Here is a 26,316-nt window from a genome sequence, read left to right on the forward strand (position 1 = left end):
CTACTGCTGCCGAACTTTGAATTTCCTGATGTTGCCATCTCGTTCGAATATCTCCTTCGCCAGATCGAGGTAATCCTTCGAGCCAATGCTCTGGGCGTCGTACAACAGCGCCGGCATACCGTGGCTCGGAGCCTCCGAAAGCCTGACGTTCCTGCGAATGCAGGTTTTATAGACCTTGTCCTTGAAAAACTTCTTGACCTCCTCGGCCACCTGCGTCGCCAGCCTGAGCCGGGCGTCGAACATCGTCACCAGCACTCCCTCGATTTCGAGCTTCGGATTGAGGTGCTTGCGCACGATGCTGATGGTGTTGAGCAGCTTGCCCAGCCCTTCGAGCGCGTAGTACTCGGCCTGAACCGGAATGAGCACCGAATCGGCGGCGGTGAGCGAATTGAGCGTGATGAGACCGAGCGAGGGCGGGCAGTCGATGATGACGTAATCGTACTGGTCGCGCACCCCTTTCAGCGCCTTCTGCATGACGTACTCCCGCTCGCGCATGTTGACCAGCTCCACCTCCATGCCGACCAGGTTGACGTTGGAGGGCAGGACGTCGAGGTATTCGAGGCCGGAAGGCTTGATGGCGTCCCTGATCTCCCCGCCGTTCACCATGACATTGTAGAAGGTGTTCTCGATCTCGTCTCCGGTTTCGAGGCCGAAACCCGAGGTGGCGTTGGCCTGGGGGTCGATGTCGATCAGGAGTGTTTTGAACTCTGATATCGCAATGGAAGCCGCAATATTCACCGCGGTGGTTGTTTTACCAACCCCGCCTTTCTGGTTTGCAATAGCAATGACTCTACCCATGAAACAGTAGCCAGCGAAATGGAAAATATACAAGCGGTTGATCTTCTTCGGAGATATGAGCTATAGTATAATACTTGCATGACCTTTTACAAACAGTTATATCGACCCATGAAAAAGCTTGGAGCCGAATTTTACGAAGCGCCGACGCTCGTGCTCGCCGAACGGCTTCTCGGCAAGATTTTCGTGCACCGCGAAGCATCGGGCCGCGTGACGCGGGGGCGGATCGTCGAAACCGAGGCCTACCTCGGCGAAGGCGACGAGGCCTGCCACGCCTGGCGCGGCATGACCGAACGCAACCGCGCGATGTTCGGCCCGCCGGGCACACTCTACATCTACTTCGCGTATGGCTGCCACTACCTGGCAAACATCGTCTCGGAGCCGGAAGGCGTGGCTGGCGCGGTGCTGCTCCGGGCGATGGAGCCGGTCGAGGGCGTCGAGTGGATGCGTGAGCGGCGGCGGAAAGTGGACGAGCGGGCGCTCATGAGCGGCCCCGGCAAGCTCACCGAGGCGCTCGGCCTCGGCCCGGCGCACTACGGCGAGTCACTCTCCGGCGAGATCTGCTGGCTCGAAGACGCGCCAGACTTGCCGCCGGAGCTGATCGGCGCGAGCCCGCGCATCGGTATTTCGCGCAGCGCCGCGCTGCCGTGGCGAAGATTCGTCACCGGCTCGCCGCACGTGTCGAAAACACAAATCGGCGCTCCGTCAAAAAAGAGGAAAAAAGGGATTGGAAAGTAGTTAAATTTTCCTTTTTTAGGCTCGTACGGTTACACGAGGGAACCTCATCAAGTCAACCTCAAGCCAGCCATGATCGGAACTCCCATCCTTCCCGAAATTCGCGAGCTGATCGAACAGAGAAACTTCAGCGCCCTGCAACGCCTCTTCGACGACTGGCTTCCGGTTGACCTGGCCGAACTGATCTCCGACCTGCCCGAAAACGAGCAGGCGATCCTCTTCAGGCTGCTTTCCAAGGACGCGGCCACCGAAACTTTCGAGTACCTCGACTTCGACGCCCAGCAGAACCTCCTCAACGCCCTGACGCAGAAGGATGTCTCGCACATCCTCAACAGCATGTCCGCCGATGACCGCACGGCGCTGCTCGAAGAGCTGCCCGGCCCGGTGGCCCAGGAGCTAATCAAGCTGCTTTCGTTCAAGGAGTTCAAGATCGCCAAAACGCTGCTCGCCTATGCTGAGGACAGCGTCGGGCGTCTCATGTCGCCGGACTTTTTGAGCGTCAAGAAGGATTGGGAAATTGGCAAGGTGCTCGAATACATCCGCACCCACGGCCACGAGAGCGAAACGCTGAACGTCATCTACGCGGTGGACGACCACGGCAAGCTCGTCGGCGAAATGCTCGCCCGCGACCTGTTGCTCTCGCCGCTCGACAAAAAGGTCGATGAAATCATCGACGAGGACAAGTTGATCACCCTCACGGCCACGCAGGATCAGAAGGACGCGCTCGAAGCCTTCAAGCGCTACGACCGGGTCGCCCTTCCGGTCGTCGATTCCAACGGCTACCTGATCGGCGTCGTCACGGTTGACGACATGCTCGACGTGGCCGAAGAGGAGGAGACCGAAGACATCCAGAAGTTCGGCGGTATCGAAGCCCTCGACGAACCCTACATCGACGTGCCGCTGCTCCAGCTCGTCAGAAACCGCGCGGTCTGGCTGGTGGTGCTCTTTCTTGGCGAGATGCTCACGGCGTCGGCAATGGCCTATTTCGAGGACGAACTGGCCAAGGCGATCGTGCTGGCCACCTTCATTCCGCTGATCATTTCGAGCGGCGGCAACTCCGGCTCCCAGGCGGCCACGCTGATCATCCGCTCGCTGGCGCTCGGCGAAATCACCGTGCGCGACTGGTGGGCGGTGATGAAGCGGGAGATTCTTTCGGGCCTGATGCTTGGCAGCCTTCTCGGCCTCATCGGCGTTTTCAGGGTGGTGTTCTGGGCGACGCTTCTGGGCCACTACTCCGTCATGTGGTTGCTGCTCGGCATCACCGTGGGACTCTCTTTGCTCGGCATCGTGCTGTGGGGAACGCTGGCAGGCTCGATGCTTCCGTTGTTGCTGAAGCGTCTCGGCATCGACCCGGCCACCTCGTCAGCGCCATTCGTGGCCACGCTGGTGGACGTCACCGGCATCGTCATCTACTTCAGCTTCGCCTCGTTGCTGCTCAAAGGCATACTGCTGTAACGAACTACCACAGATACCACTTTCCGGTCTGATAAACATAGATCGCGAGGGCGATGTTCGTCACTCCGTGCGCGACGATGCAGCTCAGTAAATCTCTTCGGAGAATATATAATCCGGCCATGAGCAGGCCGTAGGCGATGGATGCGGGCCACTCCGGCGTGGTGTGGCCGAGGGTGAAGACCAGCGTTGAAACGATAATTGCCGCCCACGACCACGCTCCCGGCTGGACGTCGTTGACGGATCGCCGATCCATTGCAATGGACAGAGCATCGGTCGCCTTGCTCTTCCGCGCCTCGTCCCACTGCAACGCCAGACGAAAAATAAAGCCACGCATCAGCACCTCTTCGAAGACCGGCACCAGAAAGCCAGCCGCCAGCAATCGCAGGATAAAAGCGCTTTGAGACCAGGACTTTCCGTCCCCAATCGAGACGAAAGGAGTCAACAGCGCAATCCAGAGAATCAAACCGGCCACGCCAGCCAGAATCCCCACGAGAGTTGAAACGACAGGAGACTTTGGGCCTCTGAATGAAAAGAACCACTGCCTGGCCCACAGCAGCGTGGCGGAAACGATGACGATGCGCAAGAGATAATTCACCTCCATCGGCACGAACCGCTCGGCCACTGTTGCGATCAGCACATAGGCGAAATACGGGGCCGCGTATGGAACCAGAAGCCTATGAGTTGGAATCATTGCTTGCTACAGCCTTACCGGTTGCTTTCGCTTTACGAGCCATTTCAAAGCGGTGGGTGCGGATAAAATCGAATATCGCGATAGGGATGAAGATAACCGCCATGATTCGGTTAAAATCCATATGCCGGAACATTTCGGGATCGGTCGTGAACCACCCATCATACACACACCAGATCCCCAGCGCAAATAAAAAGACAGACAAAAAATACGGCCCAAGCGTCGGCGGTGGTGGTGGTTGCGGTTGTTTTTTTTCTTCAGTCATTGCAACTAAGTTATAGCTATTTCAGAAAGCGTAAAATTTACACATTATTTCACCTCAGCCCAACCAAGAAGCGCTCTGATTTTCTCGAACCACTTTGCCATCTGTCTTTTGAACAGGCCAGTCAAGCCTATCCGCACAATCCCACAAAAATCCGTAAGTTTCCCAAAAACCAACTACAACGCCTATGACCTCACCACAACACGTCATCATCGGCCTTTCGGGCGGCGTCGATTCTTCGACGGCGGCTTGTTTGCTCGTCCGGCAGGGGTTTCGCGTGACCGGGCTGAATATCCGCGTGCTCGATACGCCGGTGGATGCGCCGGTGCTGACGCCGTCGGCGATGCGCGTCAGCGACTCGGAAGAGTTTGATTTTCCGGTATTTACGCTGAACCTGAGCGCGAAGTTCGCTCATGATGTCATCGGCTATTTTCATGACGACTATCTCGCCGGACGGACGCCGAATCCGTGCATGGTGTGCAACAAGGCGATCAAGTGGTTTGGGCTGTTTGAGGCGATGCGGCAGCTTGGGGCTGATTGCGTGGCCACCGGCCACTACGCCCGCACGGAGGTGCGCGATGACGTGACGCGGCTCCGCAAGGGAAAAGACCCGGAGAAGGATCAGAGCTATTTCCTCTGGATGCTCAGCCGGGGGGAGCTGGCGCAGACGCTCTTTCCGCTTGGAGGCTACACAAAGCCCGAGGTGCGCGAGCTGGCGCGGTCGTTCGGCGTTCATGCGGCGGAAAAAAAGGAGAGCCAGGAGATTTGCTTCGTGCCGCACGACGACTACTGCGCTTACCTCGCGAGCGCGATCCCCGGCCTCGAAGCGCGGGTGGCGGGCGGCGAGATTGTCGATCAGGCGGGCAAAGTGATCGGCCACCACCGGGGCTATCCGTTCTACACCATCGGCCAGCGGCGCGGCCTCGGCGTCGCGACCGGCGAGCCGGTCTATGTGACCGAGATCGACGCCGCGCAGAACCGCATCCATGTCGGCAGCCAGAGCGATCTCGAATGCCGCAGCCTCATCGCCACCGGCATGAACTGGAGCGCCGTCGCCGCGCCGGACGCGCCTTTCGAGACCGAAGCACGAATCCGCTACCGCGACCGGCAGAGCGCCTGCACAGTCGAGCCGCTCGCAGGTAACGGGGGCGACCGGGCGCGAGTGACCTTCCGCGAACCCAAGCTGGGCGTGGCCTGCGGGCAGGCGGTGGTATTCTACGATGGCGACGAGGTGCTCGGCGGCGGGATTATCACGGAGGTGAATCCTGAAAGAGAGTCATAAAGCATTGGAAGAAATTGGGCTGAAGCCCCATTATTTTTTTGTGCTAAATAACCCCGGCTTAAAAGCCGGGGCAATTATTGCTCTCTGTGGTTCAAACGCTTAAACAATTGCCCCGGACTTTAGTCCGGGGTTAAAGGACAATTAAAAAAATCAGGGCTTCAGCCTAATTTCTTTTTCCATAGACCTTTACGACAGATTATCAACAAACCACAATACCAGGGCAGACATGCAGGTCTGCCCCTACAGGTTATTCAATTTCAATTCACATCACCTACCCACCTCCCCATGCTCACACGCAATAACGACACATTCACCTGGCTTGATTATAACCGCCGTTCCGACGAACAGAGTCCGCTCCTCGTCATGCTGCACGGGTATGGCAGCAATGAAAAGGATCTTATCAGCCTGGCTCCGGCGCTCGATGCGCGGCTTCGCGTCGTGAGCATACGCGCTCCGCTCGTGCTTGGGCCGGAGATGTTCGGCTGGTTCCCAATCGACTTCACGCCCGGCGGCATCACCGTTGACCGCGAGGCTGCCCGGCAAGTGGCTGACAAATTCACGGCGTTCCTCGAAAATCTGATCGAAAAGCTCCAGCCAAGCGGCGACAAGGCGTTCCTCATGGGCTTCAGCCAGGGGACGGTCATGAGCTACCTCACGGCGTTCCGCGCTCCCGCGCTCTTGCACGGCGTCCTCGCCCTCAGCGGGCAGCTTCCCGATGCGCGGCCCGGCGCGGAGGTCATGCCCGAAGGACTTGCCGAAGTACCGTTCCTCGTGCAGCACGGGCTGTTCGACGAGGTGCTGCCCATCGACCGGGGACGACAGGCCGATGCGTGGCTTCGCGGCAGGATCGCCGACTACACCTACCGCGAGTATCCGATGGCGCACCAGATCGATCAGGAGTCGCTTGATTTCATGGCTTCGTGGCTTTCCGGGCGCATCGACCGGGCGCTTTCGTGACGCGCCTCGCCCTCCGGCGGGTGGGGATTTGAGCGCTTTTTTGCTTACCTTGAGGATCATTTTTTCCAACCAATTTCCGCCGCTGCATGAACGACACTTTGTACGGCCTGATCGAGCAGAGAATTCTGGTACTCGACGGAGCCATGGGCACCATGATCCAGAGACATGGCCTCAAGGAAGAGGATTTCCGGGGCGAGCGTTTCGCTTCGCACGACCACTCGCTGAAGGGCAACAACGACCTGCTCGTCATCACCCGGCCCGACATCATCCGCTCGCTCCACTGCGAGTTCCTCGATGCGGGCGCGGACATCGTCGAAACCTGCACCTTCAACGCCAACCCGATCTCGCAGTCGGACTACCAGTTGCAGGATTTGACCCGCGAGCTGAACGTGGCGGCAGCAAAAGTGGCCCGCTCGGCGGCGGATGAGTACACCGCAAAGACGCCCGACAAGCCGCGCTTCGTGGCCGGTTCCGTCGGGCCGACCAACAAGACCCTCTCCATGTCGCCGGAGGTGAACGACCCCGGCTATCGCGCCGTCACCTTCCAGGAGATGGTCGATAACTACACCGCCCAGCTCGAAGGGTTGCACGAAGGCGGCGTCGATCTCTTGCTCGTCGAAACGGTGTTCGACACGCTGAACTGCAAGGCGGCGCTCTACGCCATCGAGGAGTACGCCGCCCGGACCGGCTGGCAGGTTCCCGTGATGGTCTCCGGCACGGTGGTCGATGCGAGCGGACGCACACTCTCCGGCCAGACCACCGAGGCGTTCTGGATTTCGATCTCGCACATGCCGGGGCTGCTCTCGGTTGGCCTGAACTGCGCCCTCGGCTCCAAGCAGATGCGCCCCTTCATCGAGGCACTCTCCAACGCCGCCGGAAGCTACGTCAGCGTCTATCCCAACGCCGGCCTGCCGAACGAGTTCGGCGAGTACGACGACTCCCCGGAGTACATGGCCGCACAGATCGCCGGATTCGCCGAATCGGGCTTCGTGAACATCGTCGGCGGCTGCTGCGGCACCACGCCGACGCACATCCGCGCCATCGCCAAAGCCGTGCAAAACCTCGCGCCGAGGAAGCGCCCGACCAACGAGCACGTGCTGAAGCTCTCCGGCCTCGAGCCGCTCGTGGTGGACGAAACCACCGGCTTCATCAACGTCGGCGAGCGCACCAACGTCACCGGCTCGCGCAAGTTCGCCCGCCTCATCAAGGAGGGCAACTACGACGAAGCGCTCTCCATCGCCCGCCAGCAGGTCGAGAACGGCGCGCAGGTGATCGACGTGAACCTCGACGAAGGGATGCTCGACTCCGAAAAGGTGATCGTCGAGTTCCTGAACCTCATCGCCTCCGAACCGGAGATCGCCAAAGTGCCGGTGATGATCGACTCCTCGAAGTGGTCGGTGATCGAAAACGGCCTGCGCTGCACCCAGGGCAAGAGCATCGTCAACTCGATCAGCCTCAAGGAGGGCGAAGCGCTCTTCAGGGAACGCGCCCGCAAGGTGATGCAGTACGGAGCGGCAACGGTTGTGATGGCCTTTGACGAAATTGGCCAGGCCGACAGCCTGCACCGCCGCATCGAGATTTGCAGCCGCGCCTACAAGATTCTGACCGAAGAGGTGAGCTTCCCGCCGGAAGACATCATCTTCGACCCGAACGTGCTGACCGTAGCCACCGGCATCGACGAGCACAACAATTACGCGCTCGACTTCATCGAGAGTGTGCGCTGGATCAAGCAGAACCTGCCCCACGCGAAGGTCTCCGGCGGCATCAGCAACGTCTCGTTCTCCTTCCGGGGCAACGAGCCGGTGCGTGAGGCGATGCACACCTCCTTCCTCTACCACGCCATCCACGCCGGTCTCGACATGGGCATCGTCAACGCCGCCCAGCTCGGCATCTACGAGGAGATCGAGCCGGAGCTGCTCGGCTACGTCGAGGATGTGCTGCTCAACCGTCGCGACGACGCCACCGAGCGCCTCGTAGCCTTCGCCGAGACAATCCGCGACGGCGGCGAAAAGGTCGAAGCCAAAGCCGCCGAGTGGCGCAACGCTCCAGTGGAAGAGCGGCTGAAGCACGCGCTGGTCAAAGGGATCGTGGATTTCATCGACGAAGACACCGAGGAGGCCCGCCAGCTCTACCCGAGTCCGCTGGAGGTGATCGAAGGGCCGCTCATGAATGGCATGAACCACATCGGCGACCTCTTCGCCGAGGGCAAGATGTTCCTGCCGCAGGTGGTCAAGAGCGCCCGCGTTATGAAGCGCTCCGTGGCCGTGCTGATTCCGTACATCGAGGAGGAGAAGGCCCGCAACTGTGACACCAGCGCCAAAGCCAAGGTGCTGCTCGCCACCGTGAAGGGCGACGTGCACGACATCGGCAAGAACATCGTTTCGGTGGTGCTCGCCTGCAACAACTTCGACGTGGTGGACATCGGCGTCATGATGCCGTGCGACAAGATTCTCGATGCGGTGCTCAAAGAGAAGCCGGACGTGCTCGGCCTCTCCGGCCTCATCACGCCGTCGCTCGAAGAGATGGCGCACGTCGCCAAAGAGATGGAACGGCTCGGCATGACGATTCCGCTCATCATCGGCGGCGCGACCACCTCGAAGGTGCACACCGCCGTCAAGCTCGCGCCGAACTACTCCGGCCCGGTGGTGCATGTGCTCGACGCCTCGCGCAGTGTGCCGGTGGTCAGCAGCCTCTGCAACCCCGCCCAGCGCGAAGGCTACATCGCCGCGCTGAAAGCCGAGCAGGAGGCGATGCGCAAGAGCCACGCCGAGCGCACGGCAGCGAGGAAGTACGTCTCGCTCGACGCCGCCCGCGACAACCGGCTGGCCATAGACTGGGAGGCCGAAACCATCGCCAAGCCCGCGCAGCCGGGCGTCACCGTGCTTGAGGACGTCACCGTCGGCGCGCTCCGCCCCTACATCGACTGGACGCCCTTCTTCCGAAGCTGGGAGCTGCACGGCGTCTATCCGCAGATATTCGACGACGCAAAGGTCGGCGAGGAGGCAACGAAGCTCTTCAGCGACGCCACCGCCCTGCTTGACCGCATCGACAGCGAAAAGCTGCTCGGCATCAAAGGCGTGGCGGGCATCTTCCCGGCCAGCAGCATCGGCGACGACATTTTTGTCTATGCGGACGACGAGCGTTCGATGATCCGCGCCGTGCTGCACACCCTGCGCCAGCAAGGCGAAAAGCACGGCGAAGCCAACCTCGCGCTGGCGGACTTCGTGGCTCCACGCGAGAGCGGCATCGCCGACTGGATCGGCTGCTTCGCCGTCACCGCCGGACTCGGCATCGAAACGCTCCTGAAGGAGTTCGCCGACGGACTCGACGACTACCACCGCATCATGACGCAGGCCCTCGCCGACCGTCTCGCCGAAGCGTTCGCGGAGATGCTGCACGAAAAAGTGCGCCGCGAACTCTGGGGCTACGCGCCGGGCGAGAAGCTCACCCCCGAAGAGCTGATCGCCGAAAAGTACCAGGGCATCCGCCCCGCCCCCGGCTACCCCGCCTGCCCGGATCACACCGAGAAGGCCACCATCTTCGACCTGCTCAACGCCGAAGCGGCAACCGGAGTAACGCTGACGGAAACCTTCGCGATGAACCCGGCAGCCTCAGTCAGCGGATTGTATTTTGCCAACAAGGCATCGAAATACTTCGTGCTCGGCAAGATTGGAAAGGATCAGGTCGAAGACTACGCCAACCGCAAAGGGTTGGAAGTAGCAGAAGCCGAGAAGTGGCTCGCACCAGCGTTGAACTACGACCCGGCGTAAGGGATTGCCGCTATAAAACGAAAACACCGCCGCTTGCGATAAAACGTAAGCGGGCAGTGTGTTTTTAGCGCGGTATGATTTTTCTCGGAACTTGCTCACATAAAGAAAAACCCGGCGTACAAATGAGATGAAATAGTTTTTGCCTCTTTATAATTAGCGATAATAATAAATATATGGAGTACTTTCACTGCCATCAGAATACACTTTTATTTTGTAAATATATTCATTGCCGTTTAAACGAAACGTCCCACTGCATACGATATCCGTATCATCTGGCTTTGACCCATATCCTATAGTTGCCGTCCAATGATAGGTACCTGCGACACCTTTACCAAATGGTTTAACATGCCATTTATCATTTGACCATTTGTCACATTTACCAGGCCCGCCTGAAACAGTAAAACTTTTCACCTCCCAATCCCATTTTCTCACCTCAATCTCAACGTTTGTTATTCTATTGTTTGATGAGGACGATGATGACGCTGTTGTTGTGGATGATATTTTTTGAAGCTGTGTACGTTTCGTCTCCTCTTGCTTGGCTTTTGCAAGCGCTGCACTTTTTGCTCGGCAAGCAGCCGTCAAATTCAATGGCCATACAACCTTACCATCACTTCTAACAACAGCCTCAATTTTTCCAGAACCTTGTTTACATGGATAATTTTCGTTTACCGATAAAAGCGCGTTCCCATCGCTATCAATAACTTGATACTCGGTTTTAAATTCTTCTCCGACTTTTCTGGTAAAGCTACCTAACGACATATATCGATCGCCCGTCTTAATCTTCTTTCCAACAAAAGCAAGACCATTGGCACAATAATCAAAATACTTGTGTTCATACATACCATCAAAAGCGCGCCTGCCATCTGACCGAATAAAAAAGGTTTCCCATTTATAGTTAACTAATGCTAACCCATTACTTGAAAAGTTATAAGGCTTACGACTACCATAATGACTAATGTATACACTTAAGTTTCTATAATAATCAATAGGCAAGGCCAGTGTACCATCATCTTTTACATATCCAATTTTATCCCTACCATTTGATATAGGGGCCAATCCGTTTTTTGAAAAATCGCCAACGTCTGTCCATTCTTCATTAGAAAAAGCGATACTTCCATCTTGGTATATATAGCCGCATATATCCCGTCCAATTCTATTTCTTTCCATGATCGGAGCAAGACCATTTTCTGCAAAATTCCCAGCTTCAACAAATCTTGGCGTGATAGCAAAACTGCCATCCTGTTTTATATAACCCCACCGACGAGAACTTTCTAATTGCACTGCAGCAAGTCCGTTAGCCGCAAAACACAATGCATTTATGTAAATAGGAGCTATTGCCACTGAACCATCTTCACGAATATAACCCCATTTATTGTTTACCCGTACTGGAGCAAGACCGTTCGGCCCAAAATCCCAAGCCTCCAAAAACTGCGGCTTTATAGCATAACTCCCATCAAAACGTATATATCCAAATAAATTATCTTTTTTAACAAGCGCAAGACCATTCTGTGCAAATGGATAAACTTCATCGAATTGAAAATCTATTGCAATTCGACCATCTCTATTTGCATATCCCCATAGTTTAGCGCCATGAATAGCAATAGGCACATAATCTTTATCTGGATACTGCGACAGAGCAAATATTTCAAAGCTTTGGGACAAAGCAGTTTTTTTTACTGTATTATTTGCAGCACCTTTACTTCTTGCAAAGCAAACAGAGGTGCTCACCATAATAAGGGACAGTAATAATGCGATACGAATTTTCATTTTAACGTATTTTATTATTGTGGATTTTTTCTTCAAACTTCAAAACAGAATTTGCAAAGCTTGTCTGGATTGAATCGGGAATGAGCATCTCGACAATAAAAGCAGGATAAAATTATATTAATATATTAAACGCAAAAATTCAACATCGTGCACACTATATTTTCTTAAAATAATCGTAACGAGTGCACTTACAGCATCCTCAAATCTCACTATCACTCGTCGATCGGTCGGAGAATTTCGCTCAGCAAGGCGGCGGTGGTGAGTTTTTCTTCGTCGGTGGCGGCGTTGTAGAAGCGGATGATCGCCTGGCCTCCGATGCTGAATACAATCCGACAGCACTCAATCGCTCTCCCACGGATTCACAAGCTTTAGCCCATTGATCTCGACAAAATCCTTCGTATTCCGAGTAACAAGGGTATGATTGGCTGTCAGGGCAATAGCTGCAATCTGTGCATCTTCGGTAGTTATCGGCTTTCCCAGACGTTGCCTGTTCGCAACGATTTGGGCATAAACCTCTGCCGATTGACTATCAAACGGCAGACAACGGCCAGAAAAATCTTCAGTGAACATTACGTATGCCGCTGCTTCCAGATGCGTTCGACGCTTACCCTGTTGAAGCACTGCAATACCGAGAAAAATCTCGGCTTTTGTAATCGAAGAGGTAAATAGTTCTGTATCGGCTTGTCGTTCAAGCCACTTCAGAACCCGCTCGTCCGGCTGAACACGCATCAATTCAGACAAAACATTGGTGTCTATCAGAAATGAGGCCTTCATCAATCATCAAAAGATGGAGGCGTGCGGGGTAAATGACGCTCTGGAAAAGGAATAGATTCCGCATCCAGTCCGGCAAAACGCTTGTGGATCCGTTCGGCAATATTGCCTGGTTTAGGAGTCTCCGCCGCTCTTTTCTGCTTGAGAAACTCGGCAAAATCCAGAACCTCATGAAGCATCGGTTCGGAAAGGTCCTGTATGGCTTTATTTATTTTTTCGGCTGTAGTCATCGATTCTCCTGTTATCCAGCTTGACAAAGCGGCGTTGCAGCTTTGATATTAACAAAATTCGCATTCTACCCCTCATCAATCTGGCGGAGAATTTCGCTCAGCGAGGCGGCGGCGGTGAGCTTTTCTTCGTCGGTGGCGGCGTTGTAGAAGCGGATGATCGCCTGGCCGCCGATGCTGATCGGGGCGAGCACCAGCATCACGGAAATCACTATCTTTTTTCTCCCATTTATGCGACATAGCCCCAGGCTTTAAATTGATCCTGCAATTCCGGGTCATCTTTGAAAGCAAGAAAAAACAAGTATTCCGCAGCCAGATCGAACTCGTCACCCCACACAAGCGTGCTGTGCTCTACCTTGAACTTCCTGAATTCTGATTTATCTCGCAACACGGCAAAGGCAGCTCTTTTATCATTGAACAACGGCTCTTCAAGATTCACGTTCCCTGATCTGCCATTATTAAAAAAAAGGCTGATCACATAATCCCCCAAATACTCTGCGTTGCTCACCTCTACCATAAGGGCACCTCTTATACCAGTGGTTCGATTTTATGAAATTCGCCAGTCTCCTTAATACTATTCCAGTTTTTCAGCAACTCCTCCTGATGCTCTTGCGCCCATTCAACAACAAGACTCATGACCTTCGAAGGCAACTTGCCCTCCATCAGTCCAAAGGTATCGATGGCAATTGACGCCTTATGCTCATTGTACTCAGCATGGAAATGAGGCGGGTTGTGTTCGTTAAAATACATGTAGATCACAATTCCCAGAAAACGACTGATTTCAGGCATGATTCTCCATCCTTTCTTTATTCATTCGTCAAAAGATGGAGGTGTACGGGGTAAATGACGCTCGGGGAACGGAATATTTTCCGCATCCAGTCCTGCAAATCGCCTGTGAATCCGTTCAGCGATATTGCCTGGTTTTGAGACCCCAGCAGCCCTTTTCTGCTTGAGAAACTCGGCAAAATCGAGCACTTCATGACGCATCGGTTCGGAAAGTCCCTGTATAACTTTATTTATCTTTTCAGCGGTGTTCATCGATTCTCCTGTTTTCCGGCTTGAGAAAGCAGCGTTGTACTTTTGATGTTAACAAATTTATCGCGGATTTTGTGCGGCTGATCCTAATGTGCGCGCTCACCCCTCATCAATCTGGCGGAGAATTTCGCTCAGCGAGGCGGCGGCAGTGAGTTTTTCTTCGTCGGTGGCGGCGCTGTAGACGCGGATGATCGCCTGGCGGCCGATGCTGAACCCCCCACACCACGCCATTCACACCTTTGCCGAACACGGCACTCTTATACATTTCTCATATACAAACTCAGGATCGAGATCGACGCCATCAGGCCACTCGACGGTATCAAACGACACTTTTACAGCATGAAACACCGCCGGGTCTGAAAGCTTTTTGAAAACACCAAAATTCAGATACGGCTTCATATCCAGAACACCACGTTCATCATTATCAAACTCCACAACTATCTGATAATCCTTTTCCGCCGTGACTTTTATTACTGAAGGATACACGGGGTTATCTCCAGCTCACCGGTTCAAAGCGTCCGATTGCAGAACATTATCCGGCATCGCGTCAACCGGAACCATCTCCTCGATCAACGTTTCCGGCGCAATATCCTGCTCGTGCGGCCAGGTCACAGCGCCAAAAAGAATGCCTACCTGATTGAAATAATGCTCATCCTTCAGCTCCCGGAAAACGCCAAGATCGAGATAAGGCTTCATATCAAAAACACCCCGACGCCCATCTTCAACTTCAACATAAAGCCGATAATCAGGCAACGGCTTCACAACTTTTGCATCCCAATACATACAAGACCTCACAGTGGTGTAATTTTAGGTTCTTCGCGGAATTTCGTGGGTGAATGGTGAGTATGGGTGAATTGAGTGACCACGAGCCCCTTCTAAAACCCTTTTCAAGCCGCAGTTCATCAATTAAAAAATCACATTAACTGATTATATTATAAACACTTATTATGATTATTAGTAAAATTTATTGTGTGGCCCATATGCTTGCCTGAGCGAAACTTCTTGAGCTTACCCACGAAATTCTACGAAGAACCTAATTTTATAAGGCTCTTCTCCATTCACCGCCAACTCCCAATCAGCCATCAATTCATCACGATGCAATTCAATCCATGCCTGCACCAAGCGCAGTTGCTTGCGCGGCAAATTGCCAGCCAGAATCTCCCCATCTTTGAAACCAACAGAGGCTTCATATTCCGCTTATCTCGCATGAAAGTGCGGAGTATTGTGATGTTTGTTATCGAGCAGATACAGCCGGATAATGATTCCGTAAAACATTGATATGATTGGCATCGATCCTCCCGTTATCCGGCTTGTTAAATGCAGCGTTGAACTTTCGATTTTAACAAATTTATCGCGGATTTTGTGCGGCTGATCCTAATGTGCGCGCTCACCCCTCATCAATCTGGCGGAGAATTTCGCTCAGCGAGGCGGCGGCGGTGAGCTTTTCTTCGTCGGTGGCGGCGTTGTAGAAGCGGATGATTGCCTGGCCTCCGATGCTGATCGGGGGATACTCCTTTCGGGCGAGCATCGGCATGACGGTGAGAAACTGCGCGACCATCGCTTGCTCCATGCCGTTGATCCGGGCGATCACCTCACCCGCGATGCCGTTCCACGCCTCCGCGCCAAGTCCGGCAACATACGCCGCGCTCTGCACCGCGCCGTACTGAAAGCCCACCACGGCGAACACCACATCCTGATTGCCACTCCGCTCAAGCCCCGCCGGACAATGGCCGATAGCTTCGGCAAGGAATTGCAACGCGAGTTTCGTTACCGATTCGAGGCTCTTTTCAGAAAGGTCGTTCATTGGTCAAGTGTCTTGAGAGTTGGCATGTCATGCCCTGAATAAACGGAAATATCCCGAACAATCGAAGCATCCGGGCGCTACGTTCACCAAAGAAAAACTGATTCATTTTTCGATTGTCATTCTGAACGAAGTGAAGAATCCAGTTTTTGGAATATTGCCGTATATGACAAATTCATAATATGTTACGAAGCCATTCCGGATTGTTCGCCTGACTGCGTCGGGTTCAGAATGACAGGCAATACAAACGAAACCGCCCTGTTTGTTACAGCCTTGCCAACAGGTCGCGCGATACCGGAAAAGAGTGGATTGCCGCGTCGCTGCGCTCTTCGCAATGACAAAGAGCTTCAAGGCAACGTGCCTCTTACCCCTTTGCGAAAGCGGCTTGCAGATTCGAGATGTAGCGGTCGATCTTTTGCGTGAAGGCGAGTTCGATGAGCGGCGAGAGCAGAAATTGCAGGAAGCCAGGGAGATCGACATCGAGCGTACCTTTGGTGTGGAGCTGAACGTTCGAGCCGGTTCCGGCGGGTTCGATGCGCCAGCCGCCTTCAACCCGTGCGTTGCCCTCACCCTCCACGGGCGTCCAGCTTACACTCATTGCCGCGCGGTCGCTGCGGTAAACGCAGGCGTAGATGGTCTGCTGCAAGGTGTGGTCGCCGATGGCGATTCTCTCCGTGATCCAGCGGAACGTGTTGCCGCCGAGGGGTTCGAGCTTTTCGACATCGGGAAAGTGCGAAGCGGAGCGAGGCACGTCGGCAAGCAGCTCGAACACCCGCTCCGGCGAGGCGGAAGTCTCGAACTGCTTCGAGAGGTCGATAGTGACGGTGAACGGCATAAACCGGCAGTTTAAGGTTCAGTCAGACGAAATCCCTTACCGCGCGGCCTCCTCTACGCTCCGGCGATCTTTGTTGCTGTTGAGCGCGCCGAGCAACTCCTTGTCGCGGTTGTAGATGTCGTCCCTGAAACTGACCTTGCCGCCATCGGCGAAGGCTGTCTGGTACAGGAAAAAAACCGGCACCTTGACCGGAATCGGCACCGTGCGCGTCCTGCCGGTGTTGATCGCCGCCTGGATCTTTGGCAGGCTCCACGTTTCCGGATTGCGGAGCAGAAGCTCGGCAAGCTCGAAAGGCCGGTCAACCCTGACGCATCCATGGCTGTAGGCCCTGCGGGCTCTTTCGAAGAGCGGCTTGGTTGGGGTGTCGTGCATATAAACCGTGAAACGGTTCGGCATATTGAACTTGATCCTGCCAAGCGACCCGTCGTCTCCGGAAGCTTGAACCAGCCGGTAAGGAAACCCGCCTTTGCTGTACTGCGACCAGTTGACCCGGTTGGGATCGACCGGCTTTCCTTTGCTGTCCACGATAGTCAACCGGTGCTTGTCGAGATAGCCGACATCTTTCCTGATGGCGGGAATGGCCTCCTTGACAAGAATACCCGAAGGAATCACCCACTGGGGATTGTAGATGACGGATTGAATCTGAGCGCTAAACACCGGCGTCTGCGTTTCAGGCTTTCCGACGATGACCCGCGAGTTCCAGCGAACGACGTTGTCCTGCACATATTCGACCGAGAACGCCGGAATGTTCACCATCACGTAGGTCCGGCCAAATATTTTGGAGTGCCAGCGCTCGCGCTCCAGATTGACGCGAATCTGATCGGCGCGCAACTCAGCCGGATAGTTCATCGCATTGAGGGTCTCGATGCCGATGACGCCATCGACCGAGAGACCGTGCCCTTGCTGGAAGGCCTTCACGGCATCGAACAGCTCCTGGGTATAAACCTGGGCGGGAGGAATGGGCGGCGCGGGCGCGACGCCGGAGGCCGAGGAATCGGCGGGCAAGGCATTGGTCTTCGCCAGCGGCGCGTCCGCCGAAAGATCGCCCGACAGGATGAGGCGCTGGCGGATCAGCGGCATACGTCTATCGACCTGGCCGACCTTTTCAATCTGCGGCCCCTGATATACCGATTGCCATCCGCCTTCGCCGACGACCTTGCGGTAGCTCGCAAGTGCTTTGCGCAATGGCAAATACCCTGGTGACGATCTCCGCAGAGACGAAATCATCTCGGGAAACTTGCCGCCCATGACCGCCATCATCAGCGACTGGTCATGGTTCACGCCGGGCTTTGGGGCGGGAATGTTCCAGTTCGGATCGAGCGACCTGGGCATAACCTTGCCTAAACGCATGTGCGAGAGCAGCGAGAAGATGGCATCGGTCATCAACAGGTCAGCCCGCGCCTTCAACGCAGGCGATTCGGGTGGATTTTGCGCAAAATCCCTGATTTCATCGTAATGATAATCGGAGGGCTTAAGCCCGTCATCGACGGATTCAGCGATAACCTCCACAAGACGCTTGATGGCATTTCGATTTGTCCAGGCAACGCGATAATCCAGCACCCGGTAAAAACGCTGCAACTGCCCGTCAATCTCAAGCCGGCTTGAAGAGGAAGAAGCATCCAGACGGTCGAGACGGTCGAGATAACTCTTCAGATGCGTCCTGACAGTCTGGTCAGGAAGTTCAAGGTTTCCGGCGCTTTCGGCTGCATAAACCTGAACCGACGATACACTGATGATAACCGGCATCAGCGCCAAGCAGAGCAATATTAAAGGAGCCATCGATATATTTAACTTATGCAGGATTTTGCCTCTTCCCGCCGCCAAGCGCAAGTTCGGGATTGAGTACAACAGAGCGGGAAGCATAGTCCTCCCCTTTATGATAAATGAAAAGGCAGGTGCCATCCTTGATCAGATCGATCAACTCTTGGCACTGATCCATCGACAGTGCAGGGCACCCAAGGCTGCGGCCCAGACGGCCGTTTTGCCGGATGTAATCTTCGGAAACGTAATCCGCGCCGTGAATCACGATGCTCCTCGTCTCCGCCCTGTCGTTGATCCCCTGGTCGAGCCCCTTCAGCACAAGGGAGTAACCGTTATTGCCGGTATAGGTGTTCTCGGTCAAATAGAACCCGAGGCTGCTTTTGTTCGAGCCTGGCTTGTTGGAAAAGCTGGTCGCCAGGACATCGCCGCTTCCCCTGCCGTGGGCGACAAGAGCGGCATGAAGCACCGTGCCGCTATTGATATCGATGATATAGAGACGCTTCTGATCCGAAGGTTTGTTGAAATCGATGAGGGTGATGAGACCTTCGTGGCGGATAAGTCCCTGGCGTTTGAGGTTGGAGTAACCTTGCAGGGCGAGCTGAAGCGCTCGTGGATCGATATCGCTGTTCTGCTCGATGGCGTTGAATACCGAAGAGACCCGCCGGTGCATCGGCTGGTCTTCGAGGGTGATGGATTTGCTGGTCACGGGCAGAGCCATGATCAGCATCAGGGAAAGGGCAATTCCTCTTTTTTTCATAGACATGCTCCTCTTAGCGCGGTCAGAGTTCCCGCGTCATGGTGATCGTTCAGTCATTTCACGCAGCCGGCGACTTTCGGACAGGAAAGGAAGAATTGGTTCAAGCCCCTGTACAATAGCCGCGCCGGAGAGTCCGGCAGGCTTTTATTATAAAATCCCGTAAAGATAACCCTTTTTTCGTTGAGGCAAAACCTTGCGGCAAGCGCGCTACCGCATCGACGTAATGAGCGGCGTTCAGCGCCCGACCTCCAGATGGCTCTGGAAGCGCACCTCCGCGCCAGCGATGCGTGAATTCAGGCGGATTCGCTGCCGGGCGGGCCAGTAGCTGAACATGAGAATGGTCAGCGACTCCCACATCGACACCCACGCCGCGATGGTCACCCCCTCGACGAGCACCCGCTCGTAAACGAGTCGCGCGGAAACTGAAGTCATGCCCCCGCCAAACCTTAATGAAAGGAAAAGCAGCACCATGCCGCCAAAAAGAAAGAGCAGGGATTTTCTCAGTTGCCGCCGCGTCGAGGCCGTGATCAGCTCCTGCTGGTAGATGAAAAATTGCCTCAGGCTGCTCCTGATGCGCTCCTGAAACTCCCCGGAAGGGATAGAATCGAGCGTGATGCGGATGATGAAATCGACCCGCCCGATTTCGCGAACGCAGTCGATCAGGTAGGCGGCCAGCTCTTCGTCGAGGTCCTTGCGGTGAAAGGGAGCCTGCTTGTCGAAATCCTCGTACAGCTCCTCCACTTTCGAAGCATAGACATCGATGACGACGCGCCCGTCGTCCAGCCTGTCGTACCGCTCGAGAATATCCTTTTTCATAGCCATCACGCATCATGGTCATGGGAACAGATGCCGAAGATCGCGCCGAACGTGCGCGGGCCTCAGCCTGAGACCCTTGCTCCTCGCGCCCCTACTTCCCGCTCGCCGGGACAAACTGCCAGCGGGAGCTGACCGACACCGTGAGCTTCTGCTCGCCCGGCTCGACGTCGGTAGGCATCGGAGCCGCCTTGAATCCTTCGGCCATCGCGGCGCGCATCACGGGATAGTCGGACTGCGGCTGGCCGTACTGAAGCTCCAGAGGCTGGCCGAGACGCCCGCCCGCGGCCCTCGCCATAACCTCGGCGTCATACTTCGCGCTCTTCACGGCATTTTCCAGCGCCTGCGTGCGGAGATTCTCGAACTGCGAGGAGGAGTAGCTGAGCCCATCGACCGTCCCCGCGCCCGCGCCGACCACCGCGTCGATCGCGCCGCCAAGCTTGCCGAGATCACGCACCACGACCCTGACGACATGGCGGGCCTTGTAGCCTTTGAACACCCTCTTGCCGTTTGCACTGTTCCACTCCCACTCGGGACTCACCGTGTAACTCGCCGACGAAGCGTCGGCAGCGGGAATTCCAGCCTTGCGCAACGCCTGCTGAAGCGAACCCCAGAGCGTCGCGACCTTCGAGGCGGCTTTGGCCGCATCCTTGTCCGTCGCCTCGACCGTTGTCGAAAACTCGGCGGTATCGGGATCGTACGTTACCGTGCTCGACACCGAAACCGAAATGCCGGTTTCGCCCGCCCGAAGCGACGTGGCGGGAAGTGCGCAACCGAGCAGCGCCACGGCCATGATCGTCACTTTCCGGAAACCAGAATATCCTTTCATATCACTCTCCTAACTGATCGTTGAAAAACAAAGCATGACAAAAGATAACACCGTCCTCCGGAAAGCTCAAGCCTGCGCCTCGGCGAGGCAAAAGCGCTGAGTGCTGAACTTGCAGAGAAATGCCGCCACCGAGCCGTCATGGCGCACGACCATCACCGCGCCATCCTGCCACGGGCCATTCTCCGCCGCCCAGCGGCTGTCGGGCGGATCGCCCTGGTTCTGGTGAATATTGTGCACCCCCTTGCCATTGCGGAACGGCTCGCCAAAGACAAAGATTCTCCGGGCCTGCTTGAGCAGGGCTTCGAGGTCGCGAAAGGCGTGATACCCCGTGCCGTATTTCCAGGCCTCTTTGGCGACTTCGACGCTCTCGCCGCTCTCGACGCCGCTGGCATGGTTCGCGTGAACGCACTCCGCCGACGGGCCAAGCGCCGGACTGCGGTAGTAGTCGAGCGAACTGGAGCCTTCCGACATGGCAAGCTCATGCCAGCCATCGCGGAACGAAGTCACTTCGCCGACCTCTTCGGGCGCGAGTTCGACCACCTTCCACTGAAGCCCGTCCCGCCGGTGCTTGCTGTCCAGATCGACCGCGCAGGGATAGACCCCTTTCGGCGTCCGGACAAAGAGGTTGCAATGATAGTAATGAGAATCATCCTGCCGCTTGTCGCAGGCATACCGTGAAAGTCTGCCGACAAGAACGCCATATCCGTCGAACAAAGGCATGGGCGAAGGGATTGAGTTGGAAACGCTGTTGTGTTTTCGTTTGTCATTCTGAACGAAGAGAAGAATGCAGTTTTCCGAGATCAGCAACAAGGTGATGATTTATAGCACCTTACGAGACCTCTCTGGATTCTTCGCCCGACGGCATCGGGTTCAGAATGACAGAAGACGTAAACAGATCGTCAAAAAACCGATTTCGACTATGAGACAACTTTTATTAACAAGTTAGACTTCCTGAGGTTACCTGCCAAACAGGAGAACATAACCGGCTGTTCCGTTTTTTGTGATAACTGCCGACAGTTTATACTTTGAAAAAAAGCTACTCATTCTTCCAACTCCCGAAACGATCCGATTATGACCCGCACCCGCTCCATCGATGAAGAGGCCGTCGCCACCATCAGGCTTCTGGCGGTCGATATGGTTGAAAAAGCCCGCTCCGGCCACCCCGGCCTGCCGCTCGGCGCGGCTCCGATGGCTTACACGCTGTTCACGAAAATCATGCATTTCAACCCCGCCAATCCGGAGTGGCCGAACCGCGACCGCTTCGTGCTCTCGGCGGGCCATGGCTCGGCGCTGCTCTACGCCATGCTGCACCTGTGCGGCTACGGCCTCGGCATGGAGGAGCTGAAGCAGTTCCGCCAACTCGGCAGCCGTACGCCGGGCCACCCGGAGTACGGCCACGCGCCCGGCGTCGAGACCACCACCGGCCCGCTCGGCCAGGGACTCGCCACCGCCGTTGGCATGGCCGCCGCCGAACGCTTCCTCGCCGCCAGGCTCAACACGCCGGAGCGCACGCTCATCGACCACTTCACCTACGTCATTTGCAGCGACGGCGATTTGATGGAGGGCGTCAGCTCCGAAGCCTCCTCGCTGGCGGGCCACCTCAGGCTCGGGCGGCTCATCTGCCTGTACGACAGCAACCACATCAGCATCGAAGGTTCGACAGCTCTCTGCTTCACGGAGGATGTCGCCCGCCGCTACGAGGCGTACGGCTGGCACGTCATTTCGCACATCGACGGCAACGATCTCGCCGCCATCGAGCGAGCCGTGCGCGACGCGCAGGAGATCGACGACCGACCATCGATGATAATCGTCAATACGACGATAGGCTACGGCAGTCCGCACAAGCAGGGCACCGCCTCGGCGCACGGCGAGCCGCTCGGCCCGGACGAGACGAAGCTGGTCAAGCGGGCGTTCGGCTTTCCGGAGGATGAATCGTTCGTCGTGCCGGAAGCGGTGTACGCCCACTTCCGCGAGCTGGCCAAGCGCGGCGCGGCGCGCGAAGCCGAATGGCGGACGCAATGGCAGGCGTTCGAGCGCGACGAGCCTGCGCTGGCGGCGGCGATCAACGAACTGCTCGCGGGGCGCTTTCCGGATGCGTGGCTGCCCGATCTTCCGGAGTTCACGGCGGGCGAAAAGCTCGCCACGCGGCAGGCGTCGAAAAGCGTACTTGCAAAGATTGCCGAAAAAGCGCCGCTGCTGGCGGGCGGCTCGGCTGACCTGGCCCCATCGACCGGCACACTGTACGGTGGCTCCTGCGACTTCGAGGCGGGAAGCTACGGATGCTCGACCTTTCACTTCGGCGTGAGGGAGCACGCGATGGGCGCAATCGTCAACGGCATGGCGCTGTCGAAAATGATGATCCCCTACGGCGCGACCTTCCTCATCTTCGCCGACTACATGAAGCCCGCGTTGCGCATCGCCGCCCTGATGCAGTCGCCATCGCTCTTCATCTTCACCCACGACAGCATCGGCCTCGGCGAGGACGGCCCGACCCACCAGCCCATTGAGCAGCTCGCGATGCTCCGCGCCATGCCGGGCTTTGACGTGTATCGCCCGGCGGACGCGAACGAAACGGCGGCGGCGTGGCTGCTCGCGCTGAAACGCCGCAAACCGGCGGCGCTCGTGCTGACGCGCCAGAACCTGCCGGTGCTGAGCGACGCGGACGGACGCATCCGCGACGACGTAGCCAAAGGCGGCTATGTGCTGGCGGATTGGGCGGATACAGACGATGCGGACGCCCGCCGGATCATCATCGTGGCGACAGGCTCCGAGGTGCATCCCGCGCTCGAAGCCAAAGCGCTGATCGAAGCGCGGGGTTACGCCGTTCGGGTGGTCTCGATGCCGTCGCGTGAGCTGTTCGCCGAGCAATTGCCGGAGTATCGCGCCGCCGTGCTGCCTCCGACGATTCGGACGCGCATCGTCGTCGAAGCCGCCGCGACCTTCGGCTGGCGCGACATTTCGGGCAACGGCGGCGCGGTAATCGGCCTCGACCGCTTCGGCATGTCGGCCCCCGGCTCGCAGGTGCTGGAACACTTCGGCTTCACCGCCGCCAACATCGCCGCAAAAGCTCTCGAACTCTTCACCGAATCACGATGACCCACTGGATCAGCGAACCACTCGACGCGCTTCTCGAAAAGGCGGTCGCCTTCATCACCGACACGGCCTACCGCGCAGTCGCCGAGCGTGACCGCTTTACACTGGTGCTCTCGGGCGGCAACACCCCGCGAGCGCTGCACCAAAAGCTCGCCGAAGGGATCAGCGAGGAGCGCTACCGCGAACTCGGCTACAAGCTGCCCGTCGAGGTGCGCCGCTGCACCCGCGATCCGGAAAGGATCGTCCCGCCCTGGGCGCACACCCTGCTCTTCCAGGGCGACGAGCGCTACGTGCCGCCGAGCCACCCCGACAGCAATTACGGCATGGCCCGCGAAACGCTCTTACGCCAAGTCTGCATCAAACCGGCGAACGTCCACCGGATGCCAACCGAATCGGGCAACCCACAGGCGGACGCCCGCAGCTACGAATCGCTGCTCCGGGGCCTGTTCCGCAAACACGCCAACGACGAGGCCCCGCCCTCGTTCGATCTCATCCTCCTCGGCCTCGGCGACGACGGCCACACCGCCTCACTTTTTCCAGGCGACGAGAAGTCGCTCGACGAAAAGGAACGCTGGGTAATCGCCGTCGACGCCCCCAACGGCAAACCACCCGGCACGAGGCTGACGCTGACGCTGCCAGTCATCAACGAAGCCGCCAACGTCCTCTTCCTCATCCCATCGTCACGCTACGAGCTTGCCCGCTCGATCAGCAACGGCGAAAAGCCGGAGCTGCCGGCAGGGATGGTGAAGCCGAGGAGTGGCGAGGTGTGGTGGTTTGTGGAGGGGGAGTAGCTCGTTCTTTTGTATGGAGTAAAATAATGTGTAAGTTTCGTCTTGTAAATTGTATTTACCGATGTCGCTGATGAACCATGAAACTGTGACTACTTATGCAATTGACGATTACACTACCGGATATTCTCCCTGATCAGGTCACAAGGGTTATGACCAAAGTCAGGGAATTTTTCGCTCAGGAAGGGATTCCTGTAGAGATCAAGCCTGATGCGCCCAAAGGTGATTCCTGGGATAATCTGAACATCGAAGATATTGCCGTTGACACCGGAATAACCGATTTCGCCGAAAATCACGATCATTATCTCTACGGAACACCGAAGCGATGAACAATCAAGTGTTTGTCGATACCTCGGCATTGATCGCCATTGGCAACAAGCGAGATGCTTTTCATTCCCAAGCAATTGAGGTTAATGACCGCTTGGTGAGGTCGAACAGTTTTTTTGTCACTTCAAATGCAGTTTTACTTGAATTTGGAAATGCCTTCAGCACGGTCAATCTGAAGCCGTTTTCAATCAGATTGATTGATGCCGTAATGCAGTCAAAAAAGTGGAAAAGTATCGTTGTTGATGAAAATATTATGAACAGGGGTTTTGCTTTATACAGGCAGATGGCAGATAAAGATTGGGGATTTGTAGATTGCACAAGCATTGTGCTGGCAAAATCTCTGGGAATACAAGACGTTTTCAGCACCGATCATCACTTTGAGCAGGCCGGGTTAAATATTTTGTTGAAAAGGTAAACGTTACTTAGATTATCTTGAAACTCATAGAGATATTAAGCCTGACAACTAACTCTTAAAAAAATGAATTTACCTGAAATTATATATAAATCTGTAGATAAACTGATCTTACCAATATTGGGAATATTTGTGCCGAAAGATGCGATTTCTCGATGTCTCGAAAAAGAAAGTGAGTTCTTTGGAGAAGGTAAAATAAAATATTTAATAGCACTCATAGGAACCGTTAATGAAAGAGCGTCAACAATGGTTGGTCATTTATCTATTATGCTCGCCCTATGCATCTTCTACCTTCAAACACACAAGACATATAACGCCAGCTTAATTGTTGTTTCAATTGATGTTTTTGTTTATATCATATTAGTTATCCTGACTGTGCGTTGCTTAAGAAGCATCGGATTAGATAAAGATTATAATGATTTGGCTTCGTATATAGAGCACGCCGAAAATGAATTGGTCACAAAATACAGCATCATGCAGTTTGTAAACTCAGTCACTATTTTGGCGACAGTATTTTTAGTTATAAGCTTTATTTTTTCTATTTAACAACAAATTCTATGCGTAGAACTACTCAGTCATCGAAAATTATTTGATTATGTATTACAGTATCTCTTAGCTTATTAAACAGCTATTTTGCAACTAAATATAGCAACATCATGAGTGAAGAAGAAATTGCTGCCAACGCACTATTTGCCACATTGGCTCAGTCAAGAGAAATGGCTAAGCTTGCAATTACAATTCGTGTTAAAAATTTTAACTTTTTTGTCATAATTGTTGGAGCCCTTGTTAGTGGAAATGCTTATTTTTCAACGAAAGAGGCGACAATATTGTTGGGAATCGTCGGATTTGTTGTTGGACTCATGTTTCTTTTATTGGACATTCGTATGCGATTGGTTTTAGAAAGAAGTATTGATCATCTTGAAATTCTTGAACAAAAAGTATGGGCCCTTGCCGGTATCAATGGATGGACAAAACATATTCGTGGAGATTCTACAAAGTACATTAATCATCAATGGATTTATAGAGCACTTTTTATTATGACATCAATAGGATCACTAATAATTATGATTAGGGCGTTATTATTACTCCGGCCAATAAAGGTATCAATTCTTGGCATAGCGAACATTGGGATGATCAAACAGTTTTTCGACTTTGC

33 protein-coding genes are annotated in these 26,316 nt (G+C 55.2%); 12 read left to right on the top strand and 21 right to left on the bottom strand.

The features are described from left to right. Positions 1 to 798: a ParA family protein gene (locus tag FGF66_RS06990; protein WP_139456951.1), complete on the bottom strand. Its 798-nt coding sequence runs from the start codon at positions 796 to 798 to the stop codon at positions 1 to 3. A gap of 108 nt (positions 799 to 906) precedes the next feature. On the opposite strand from FGF66_RS06990, the gene FGF66_RS06995 reads away from it, so the two are divergent. Next, positions 907 to 1,533 (top strand): DNA-3-methyladenine glycosylase, encoded by a 627-nt coding sequence (locus FGF66_RS06995; protein WP_139456952.1) that lies wholly within the window; start codon positions 907 to 909, stop codon positions 1,531 to 1,533. 69 nt (positions 1,534 to 1,602) lie between these two features. Next, positions 1,603 to 2,985, top strand: a complete 1,383-nt coding sequence (gene mgtE, locus FGF66_RS07000; RefSeq protein ID WP_139456953.1) for a magnesium transporter — start codon at positions 1,603 to 1,605, stop codon at positions 2,983 to 2,985. A 4-nt stretch (positions 2,986 to 2,989) separates the two neighbouring features. On the opposite strand, the gene FGF66_RS07005 is transcribed toward mgtE, so the two are convergent. Further along, the gene (locus FGF66_RS07005) at positions 2,990 to 3,676 is read right to left on the bottom strand and encodes a CPBP family glutamic-type intramembrane protease (protein WP_139456954.1); all 687 of its coding nucleotides are present in this window, start codon (positions 3,674 to 3,676) and stop codon (positions 2,990 to 2,992) included. Continuing rightward, positions 3,660 to 3,938, bottom strand: a complete 279-nt coding sequence (locus FGF66_RS07010) for a hypothetical protein (RefSeq protein ID WP_139456955.1) — start codon at positions 3,936 to 3,938, stop codon at positions 3,660 to 3,662. The genes FGF66_RS07005 and FGF66_RS07010 overlap by 17 nt, the downstream gene beginning before the upstream one ends. A gap of 184 nt (positions 3,939 to 4,122) precedes the next feature. Here FGF66_RS07010 and mnmA point away from each other — a divergent pair, with 184 nt between their 5' ends. The 3 genes from mnmA (at position 4,123) to metH (ending at position 9,944) form a co-directional block, all read left to right on the top strand. Further along, on the top strand, positions 4,123 to 5,217 hold the full coding sequence (gene mnmA / locus FGF66_RS07015) for a tRNA 2-thiouridine(34) synthase MnmA (RefSeq protein ID WP_139456956.1): 1,095 nt from the start codon (positions 4,123 to 4,125) through the stop codon (positions 5,215 to 5,217). Between the two features lie 285 nt (positions 5,218 to 5,502). Then, a complete protein-coding gene (locus FGF66_RS07020) occupies positions 5,503 to 6,174 on the top strand; it encodes an alpha/beta hydrolase (protein ID WP_139456957.1) in 672 nt (223 codons plus the stop codon). 86 nt (positions 6,175 to 6,260) lie between these two features. Then, positions 6,261 to 9,944, top strand: coding sequence for a methionine synthase (gene metH, locus FGF66_RS07025; protein WP_139456958.1), 3,684 nt, complete (start codon positions 6,261 to 6,263; stop codon positions 9,942 to 9,944). A gap of 153 nt (positions 9,945 to 10,097) precedes the next feature. On the opposite strand, the gene FGF66_RS07030 is transcribed toward metH, so the two are convergent. The 11 genes from FGF66_RS07030 to FGF66_RS13140 form a co-directional block, all read right to left on the bottom strand. Continuing rightward, on the bottom strand, positions 10,098 to 11,747 hold the full coding sequence (locus FGF66_RS07030; RefSeq protein ID WP_170181260.1) for a WG repeat-containing protein: 1,650 nt from the start codon (positions 11,745 to 11,747) through the stop codon (positions 10,098 to 10,100). 303 nt (positions 11,748 to 12,050) lie between these two features. Continuing rightward, positions 12,051 to 12,485: a type II toxin-antitoxin system VapC family toxin gene (locus tag FGF66_RS07035; protein WP_139456960.1), complete on the bottom strand. Its 435-nt coding sequence runs from the start codon at positions 12,483 to 12,485 to the stop codon at positions 12,051 to 12,053. Continuing rightward, complete coding sequence (locus FGF66_RS07040; protein WP_139456961.1) at positions 12,485 to 12,712, bottom strand: DUF2281 domain-containing protein; 228 nt, start codon at positions 12,710 to 12,712, stop codon at positions 12,485 to 12,487. The genes FGF66_RS07035 and FGF66_RS07040 overlap by 1 nt, the downstream gene beginning before the upstream one ends. A 65-nt stretch (positions 12,713 to 12,777) precedes the next feature. Then, positions 12,778 to 12,909 carry a hypothetical protein gene (locus FGF66_RS13025; RefSeq protein ID WP_281279060.1) on the bottom strand — a complete coding sequence of 44 codons (132 nt, stop codon included), beginning with the start codon at positions 12,907 to 12,909 and terminating at the stop codon, positions 12,778 to 12,780. Between the two features lie 29 nt (positions 12,910 to 12,938). Further along, on the bottom strand, positions 12,939 to 13,226 hold the full coding sequence (locus tag FGF66_RS07045) for a DUF2442 domain-containing protein (protein ID WP_139456962.1): 288 nt from the start codon (positions 13,224 to 13,226) through the stop codon (positions 12,939 to 12,941). A gap of 11 nt (positions 13,227 to 13,237) precedes the next feature. After that, entirely contained in the window at positions 13,238 to 13,498 is a 261-nt protein-coding gene (locus FGF66_RS07050; protein WP_139456963.1) for a DUF4160 domain-containing protein, read from the bottom strand. A gap of 21 nt (positions 13,499 to 13,519) precedes the next feature. Next, complete coding sequence (locus tag FGF66_RS07055) at positions 13,520 to 13,747, bottom strand: DUF2281 domain-containing protein (RefSeq protein ID WP_139456964.1); 228 nt, start codon at positions 13,745 to 13,747, stop codon at positions 13,520 to 13,522. A gap of 96 nt (positions 13,748 to 13,843) precedes the next feature. Continuing rightward, positions 13,844 to 13,975 carry a hypothetical protein gene (locus FGF66_RS13030; protein WP_281279059.1) on the bottom strand — a complete coding sequence of 44 codons (132 nt, stop codon included), beginning with the start codon at positions 13,973 to 13,975 and terminating at the stop codon, positions 13,844 to 13,846. Then, the gene (locus FGF66_RS07060) at positions 13,976 to 14,230 is read right to left on the bottom strand and encodes a DUF2442 domain-containing protein (protein ID WP_139456965.1); all 255 of its coding nucleotides are present in this window, start codon (positions 14,228 to 14,230) and stop codon (positions 13,976 to 13,978) included. A 15-nt stretch (positions 14,231 to 14,245) separates the two neighbouring features. Further along, positions 14,246 to 14,527 carry a DUF2442 domain-containing protein gene (locus FGF66_RS07065; RefSeq protein ID WP_139456966.1) on the bottom strand — a complete coding sequence of 94 codons (282 nt, stop codon included), beginning with the start codon at positions 14,525 to 14,527 and terminating at the stop codon, positions 14,246 to 14,248. A gap of 225 nt (positions 14,528 to 14,752) precedes the next feature. After that, complete coding sequence (locus tag FGF66_RS13140; RefSeq protein ID WP_407923810.1) at positions 14,753 to 14,887, bottom strand: DUF4160 domain-containing protein; 135 nt, start codon at positions 14,885 to 14,887, stop codon at positions 14,753 to 14,755. Between FGF66_RS13140 and FGF66_RS13145 the strand changes: the two genes are divergently transcribed. Further along, complete coding sequence (locus FGF66_RS13145) at positions 14,840 to 15,022, top strand: hypothetical protein (protein WP_407923811.1); 183 nt, start codon at positions 14,840 to 14,842, stop codon at positions 15,020 to 15,022. The two genes, FGF66_RS13140 and FGF66_RS13145, sit on opposite strands and share 48 nt — an antisense overlap. Before the next feature lie 109 nt (positions 15,023 to 15,131). On the opposite strand, the gene FGF66_RS07075 is transcribed toward FGF66_RS13145, so the two are convergent. The 7 genes from FGF66_RS07075 to FGF66_RS07110 form a co-directional block, all read right to left on the bottom strand. Then, positions 15,132 to 15,548: a hypothetical protein gene (locus tag FGF66_RS07075; RefSeq protein ID WP_139456967.1), complete on the bottom strand. Its 417-nt coding sequence runs from the start codon at positions 15,546 to 15,548 to the stop codon at positions 15,132 to 15,134. A 361-nt stretch (positions 15,549 to 15,909) separates the two neighbouring features. Continuing rightward, positions 15,910 to 16,380, bottom strand: coding sequence for an SRPBCC family protein (locus tag FGF66_RS07080; protein WP_139456968.1), 471 nt, complete (start codon positions 16,378 to 16,380; stop codon positions 15,910 to 15,912). Between the two features lie 36 nt (positions 16,381 to 16,416). After that, on the bottom strand, positions 16,417 to 18,159 hold the full coding sequence (locus FGF66_RS07085; protein WP_139456969.1) for a L,D-transpeptidase family protein: 1,743 nt from the start codon (positions 18,157 to 18,159) through the stop codon (positions 16,417 to 16,419). Between the two features lie 13 nt (positions 18,160 to 18,172). Continuing rightward, entirely contained in the window at positions 18,173 to 18,898 is a 726-nt protein-coding gene (locus tag FGF66_RS07090; RefSeq protein WP_170181261.1) for a murein L,D-transpeptidase catalytic domain family protein, read from the bottom strand. 234 nt (positions 18,899 to 19,132) lie between these two features. Further along, entirely contained in the window at positions 19,133 to 19,720 is a 588-nt protein-coding gene (locus FGF66_RS07100) for a hypothetical protein (RefSeq protein WP_139456972.1), read from the bottom strand. Positions 19,721 to 19,805: 85 nt separating this feature from the next. Continuing rightward, positions 19,806 to 20,540: an SIMPL domain-containing protein gene (locus FGF66_RS07105; protein ID WP_246046613.1), complete on the bottom strand. Its 735-nt coding sequence runs from the start codon at positions 20,538 to 20,540 to the stop codon at positions 19,806 to 19,808. Positions 20,541 to 20,606: 66 nt separating this feature from the next. Next, on the bottom strand, positions 20,607 to 21,260 hold the full coding sequence (locus tag FGF66_RS07110; RefSeq protein WP_139456973.1) for a DUF2278 family protein: 654 nt from the start codon (positions 21,258 to 21,260) through the stop codon (positions 20,607 to 20,609). Positions 21,261 to 21,611: 351 nt separating this feature from the next. On the opposite strand from FGF66_RS07110, the gene tkt reads away from it, so the two are divergent. The 6 genes from tkt to FGF66_RS07140 form a co-directional block, all read left to right on the top strand. Continuing rightward, positions 21,612 to 23,636 (top strand): transketolase, encoded by a 2,025-nt coding sequence (gene tkt / locus FGF66_RS07115; protein WP_139456974.1) that lies wholly within the window; start codon positions 21,612 to 21,614, stop codon positions 23,634 to 23,636. Continuing rightward, positions 23,633 to 24,424, top strand: a complete 792-nt coding sequence (pgl, locus tag FGF66_RS07120) for a 6-phosphogluconolactonase (protein WP_139456975.1) — start codon at positions 23,633 to 23,635, stop codon at positions 24,422 to 24,424. Before tkt ends, pgl begins: the two co-directional genes overlap by 4 nt. A gap of 95 nt (positions 24,425 to 24,519) precedes the next feature. Continuing rightward, the gene (locus FGF66_RS07125) at positions 24,520 to 24,750 is read left to right on the top strand and encodes a hypothetical protein (protein ID WP_139456976.1); all 231 of its coding nucleotides are present in this window, start codon (positions 24,520 to 24,522) and stop codon (positions 24,748 to 24,750) included. Continuing rightward, positions 24,747 to 25,163, top strand: coding sequence for a type II toxin-antitoxin system VapC family toxin (locus tag FGF66_RS07130; RefSeq protein ID WP_139456977.1), 417 nt, complete (start codon positions 24,747 to 24,749; stop codon positions 25,161 to 25,163). The genes FGF66_RS07125 and FGF66_RS07130 overlap by 4 nt, the downstream gene beginning before the upstream one ends. Positions 25,164 to 25,226: 63 nt before the next feature. After that, positions 25,227 to 25,706, top strand: coding sequence for a hypothetical protein (locus tag FGF66_RS07135; RefSeq protein WP_139456978.1), 480 nt, complete (start codon positions 25,227 to 25,229; stop codon positions 25,704 to 25,706). 110 nt (positions 25,707 to 25,816) lie between these two features. Beyond that, the coding region (locus FGF66_RS07140; protein ID WP_139456979.1) for a hypothetical protein at positions 25,817 to 26,316 on the top strand (500 nt) is incomplete at its 3' end.

The organism is Chlorobaculum thiosulfatiphilum, assembly GCF_006265165.1.
In the GTDB taxonomy this organism is placed as follows: Bacteria; Bacteroidota; Chlorobiia; order Chlorobiales; family Chlorobiaceae; genus Chlorobaculum; species Chlorobaculum thiosulfatiphilum.

Bases quoted from the DNA above. Each gene is read 5' to 3' on its own strand.
- FGF66_RS06990 (WP_139456951.1), bottom strand. From the start codon at position 798: ATGGGTAGAGTCATTGCTATTGCAAACCAGAAAGGCGGGGTTGGTAAA.
- FGF66_RS06995 (WP_139456952.1), top strand. From the start codon at position 907: ATGAAAAAGCTTGGAGCCGAATTTTACGAAGCGCCGACGCTCGTGCTC.
- mgtE (WP_139456953.1), top strand. From the start codon at position 1,603: ATGATCGGAACTCCCATCCTTCCCGAAATTCGCGAGCTGATCGAACAG.
- FGF66_RS07005 (WP_139456954.1), bottom strand. From the start codon at position 3,676: ATGATTCCAACTCATAGGCTTCTGGTTCCATACGCGGCCCCGTATTTC.
- FGF66_RS07010 (WP_139456955.1), bottom strand. From the start codon at position 3,938: ATGACTGAAGAAAAAAAACAACCGCAACCACCACCACCGCCGACGCTT.
- mnmA (WP_139456956.1), top strand. From the start codon at position 4,123: ATGACCTCACCACAACACGTCATCATCGGCCTTTCGGGCGGCGTCGAT.
- FGF66_RS07020 (WP_139456957.1), top strand. From the start codon at position 5,503: ATGCTCACACGCAATAACGACACATTCACCTGGCTTGATTATAACCGC.
- metH (WP_139456958.1), top strand. From the start codon at position 6,261: ATGAACGACACTTTGTACGGCCTGATCGAGCAGAGAATTCTGGTACTC.
- FGF66_RS07035 (WP_139456960.1), bottom strand. From the start codon at position 12,485: ATGAAGGCCTCATTTCTGATAGACACCAATGTTTTGTCTGAATTGATG.
- FGF66_RS07040 (WP_139456961.1), bottom strand. From the start codon at position 12,712: ATGACTACAGCCGAAAAAATAAATAAAGCCATACAGGACCTTTCCGAA.
- FGF66_RS13025 (WP_281279060.1), bottom strand. From the start codon at position 12,909: ATGCTGGTGCTCGCCCCGATCAGCATCGGCGGCCAGGCGATCATCCGC.
- FGF66_RS07045 (WP_139456962.1), bottom strand. From the start codon at position 13,226: ATGGTAGAGGTGAGCAACGCAGAGTATTTGGGGGATTATGTGATCAGC.
- FGF66_RS07050 (WP_139456963.1), bottom strand. From the start codon at position 13,498: ATGCCTGAAATCAGTCGTTTTCTGGGAATTGTGATCTACATGTATTTT.
- FGF66_RS07055 (WP_139456964.1), bottom strand. From the start codon at position 13,747: ATGAACACCGCTGAAAAGATAAATAAAGTTATACAGGGACTTTCCGAA.
- FGF66_RS13030 (WP_281279059.1), bottom strand. From the start codon at position 13,975: ATGGCGTGGTGTGGGGGGTTCAGCATCGGCCGCCAGGCGATCATCCGC.
- FGF66_RS07065 (WP_139456966.1), bottom strand. From the start codon at position 14,527: ATGTATTGGGATGCAAAAGTTGTGAAGCCGTTGCCTGATTATCGGCTT.
- FGF66_RS13145 (WP_407923811.1), top strand. From the start codon at position 14,840: ATGCAATTCAATCCATGCCTGCACCAAGCGCAGTTGCTTGCGCGGCAA.
- FGF66_RS07075 (WP_139456967.1), bottom strand. From the start codon at position 15,548: ATGAACGACCTTTCTGAAAAGAGCCTCGAATCGGTAACGAAACTCGCG.
- FGF66_RS07080 (WP_139456968.1), bottom strand. From the start codon at position 16,380: ATGCCGTTCACCGTCACTATCGACCTCTCGAAGCAGTTCGAGACTTCC.
- FGF66_RS07085 (WP_139456969.1), bottom strand. From the start codon at position 18,159: ATGGCTCCTTTAATATTGCTCTGCTTGGCGCTGATGCCGGTTATCATC.
- FGF66_RS07090 (WP_170181261.1), bottom strand. From the start codon at position 18,898: ATGAAAAAAAGAGGAATTGCCCTTTCCCTGATGCTGATCATGGCTCTG.
- FGF66_RS07100 (WP_139456972.1), bottom strand. From the start codon at position 19,720: ATGGCTATGAAAAAGGATATTCTCGAGCGGTACGACAGGCTGGACGAC.
- FGF66_RS07105 (WP_246046613.1), bottom strand. From the start codon at position 20,540: ATGAAAGGATATTCTGGTTTCCGGAAAGTGACGATCATGGCCGTGGCG.
- FGF66_RS07110 (WP_139456973.1), bottom strand. From the start codon at position 21,260: ATGCCTTTGTTCGACGGATATGGCGTTCTTGTCGGCAGACTTTCACGG.
- tkt (WP_139456974.1), top strand. From the start codon at position 21,612: ATGACCCGCACCCGCTCCATCGATGAAGAGGCCGTCGCCACCATCAGG.
- pgl (WP_139456975.1), top strand. From the start codon at position 23,633: ATGACCCACTGGATCAGCGAACCACTCGACGCGCTTCTCGAAAAGGCG.
- FGF66_RS07125 (WP_139456976.1), top strand. From the start codon at position 24,520: ATGCAATTGACGATTACACTACCGGATATTCTCCCTGATCAGGTCACA.
- FGF66_RS07130 (WP_139456977.1), top strand. From the start codon at position 24,747: ATGAACAATCAAGTGTTTGTCGATACCTCGGCATTGATCGCCATTGGC.
- FGF66_RS07135 (WP_139456978.1), top strand. From the start codon at position 25,227: ATGAATTTACCTGAAATTATATATAAATCTGTAGATAAACTGATCTTA.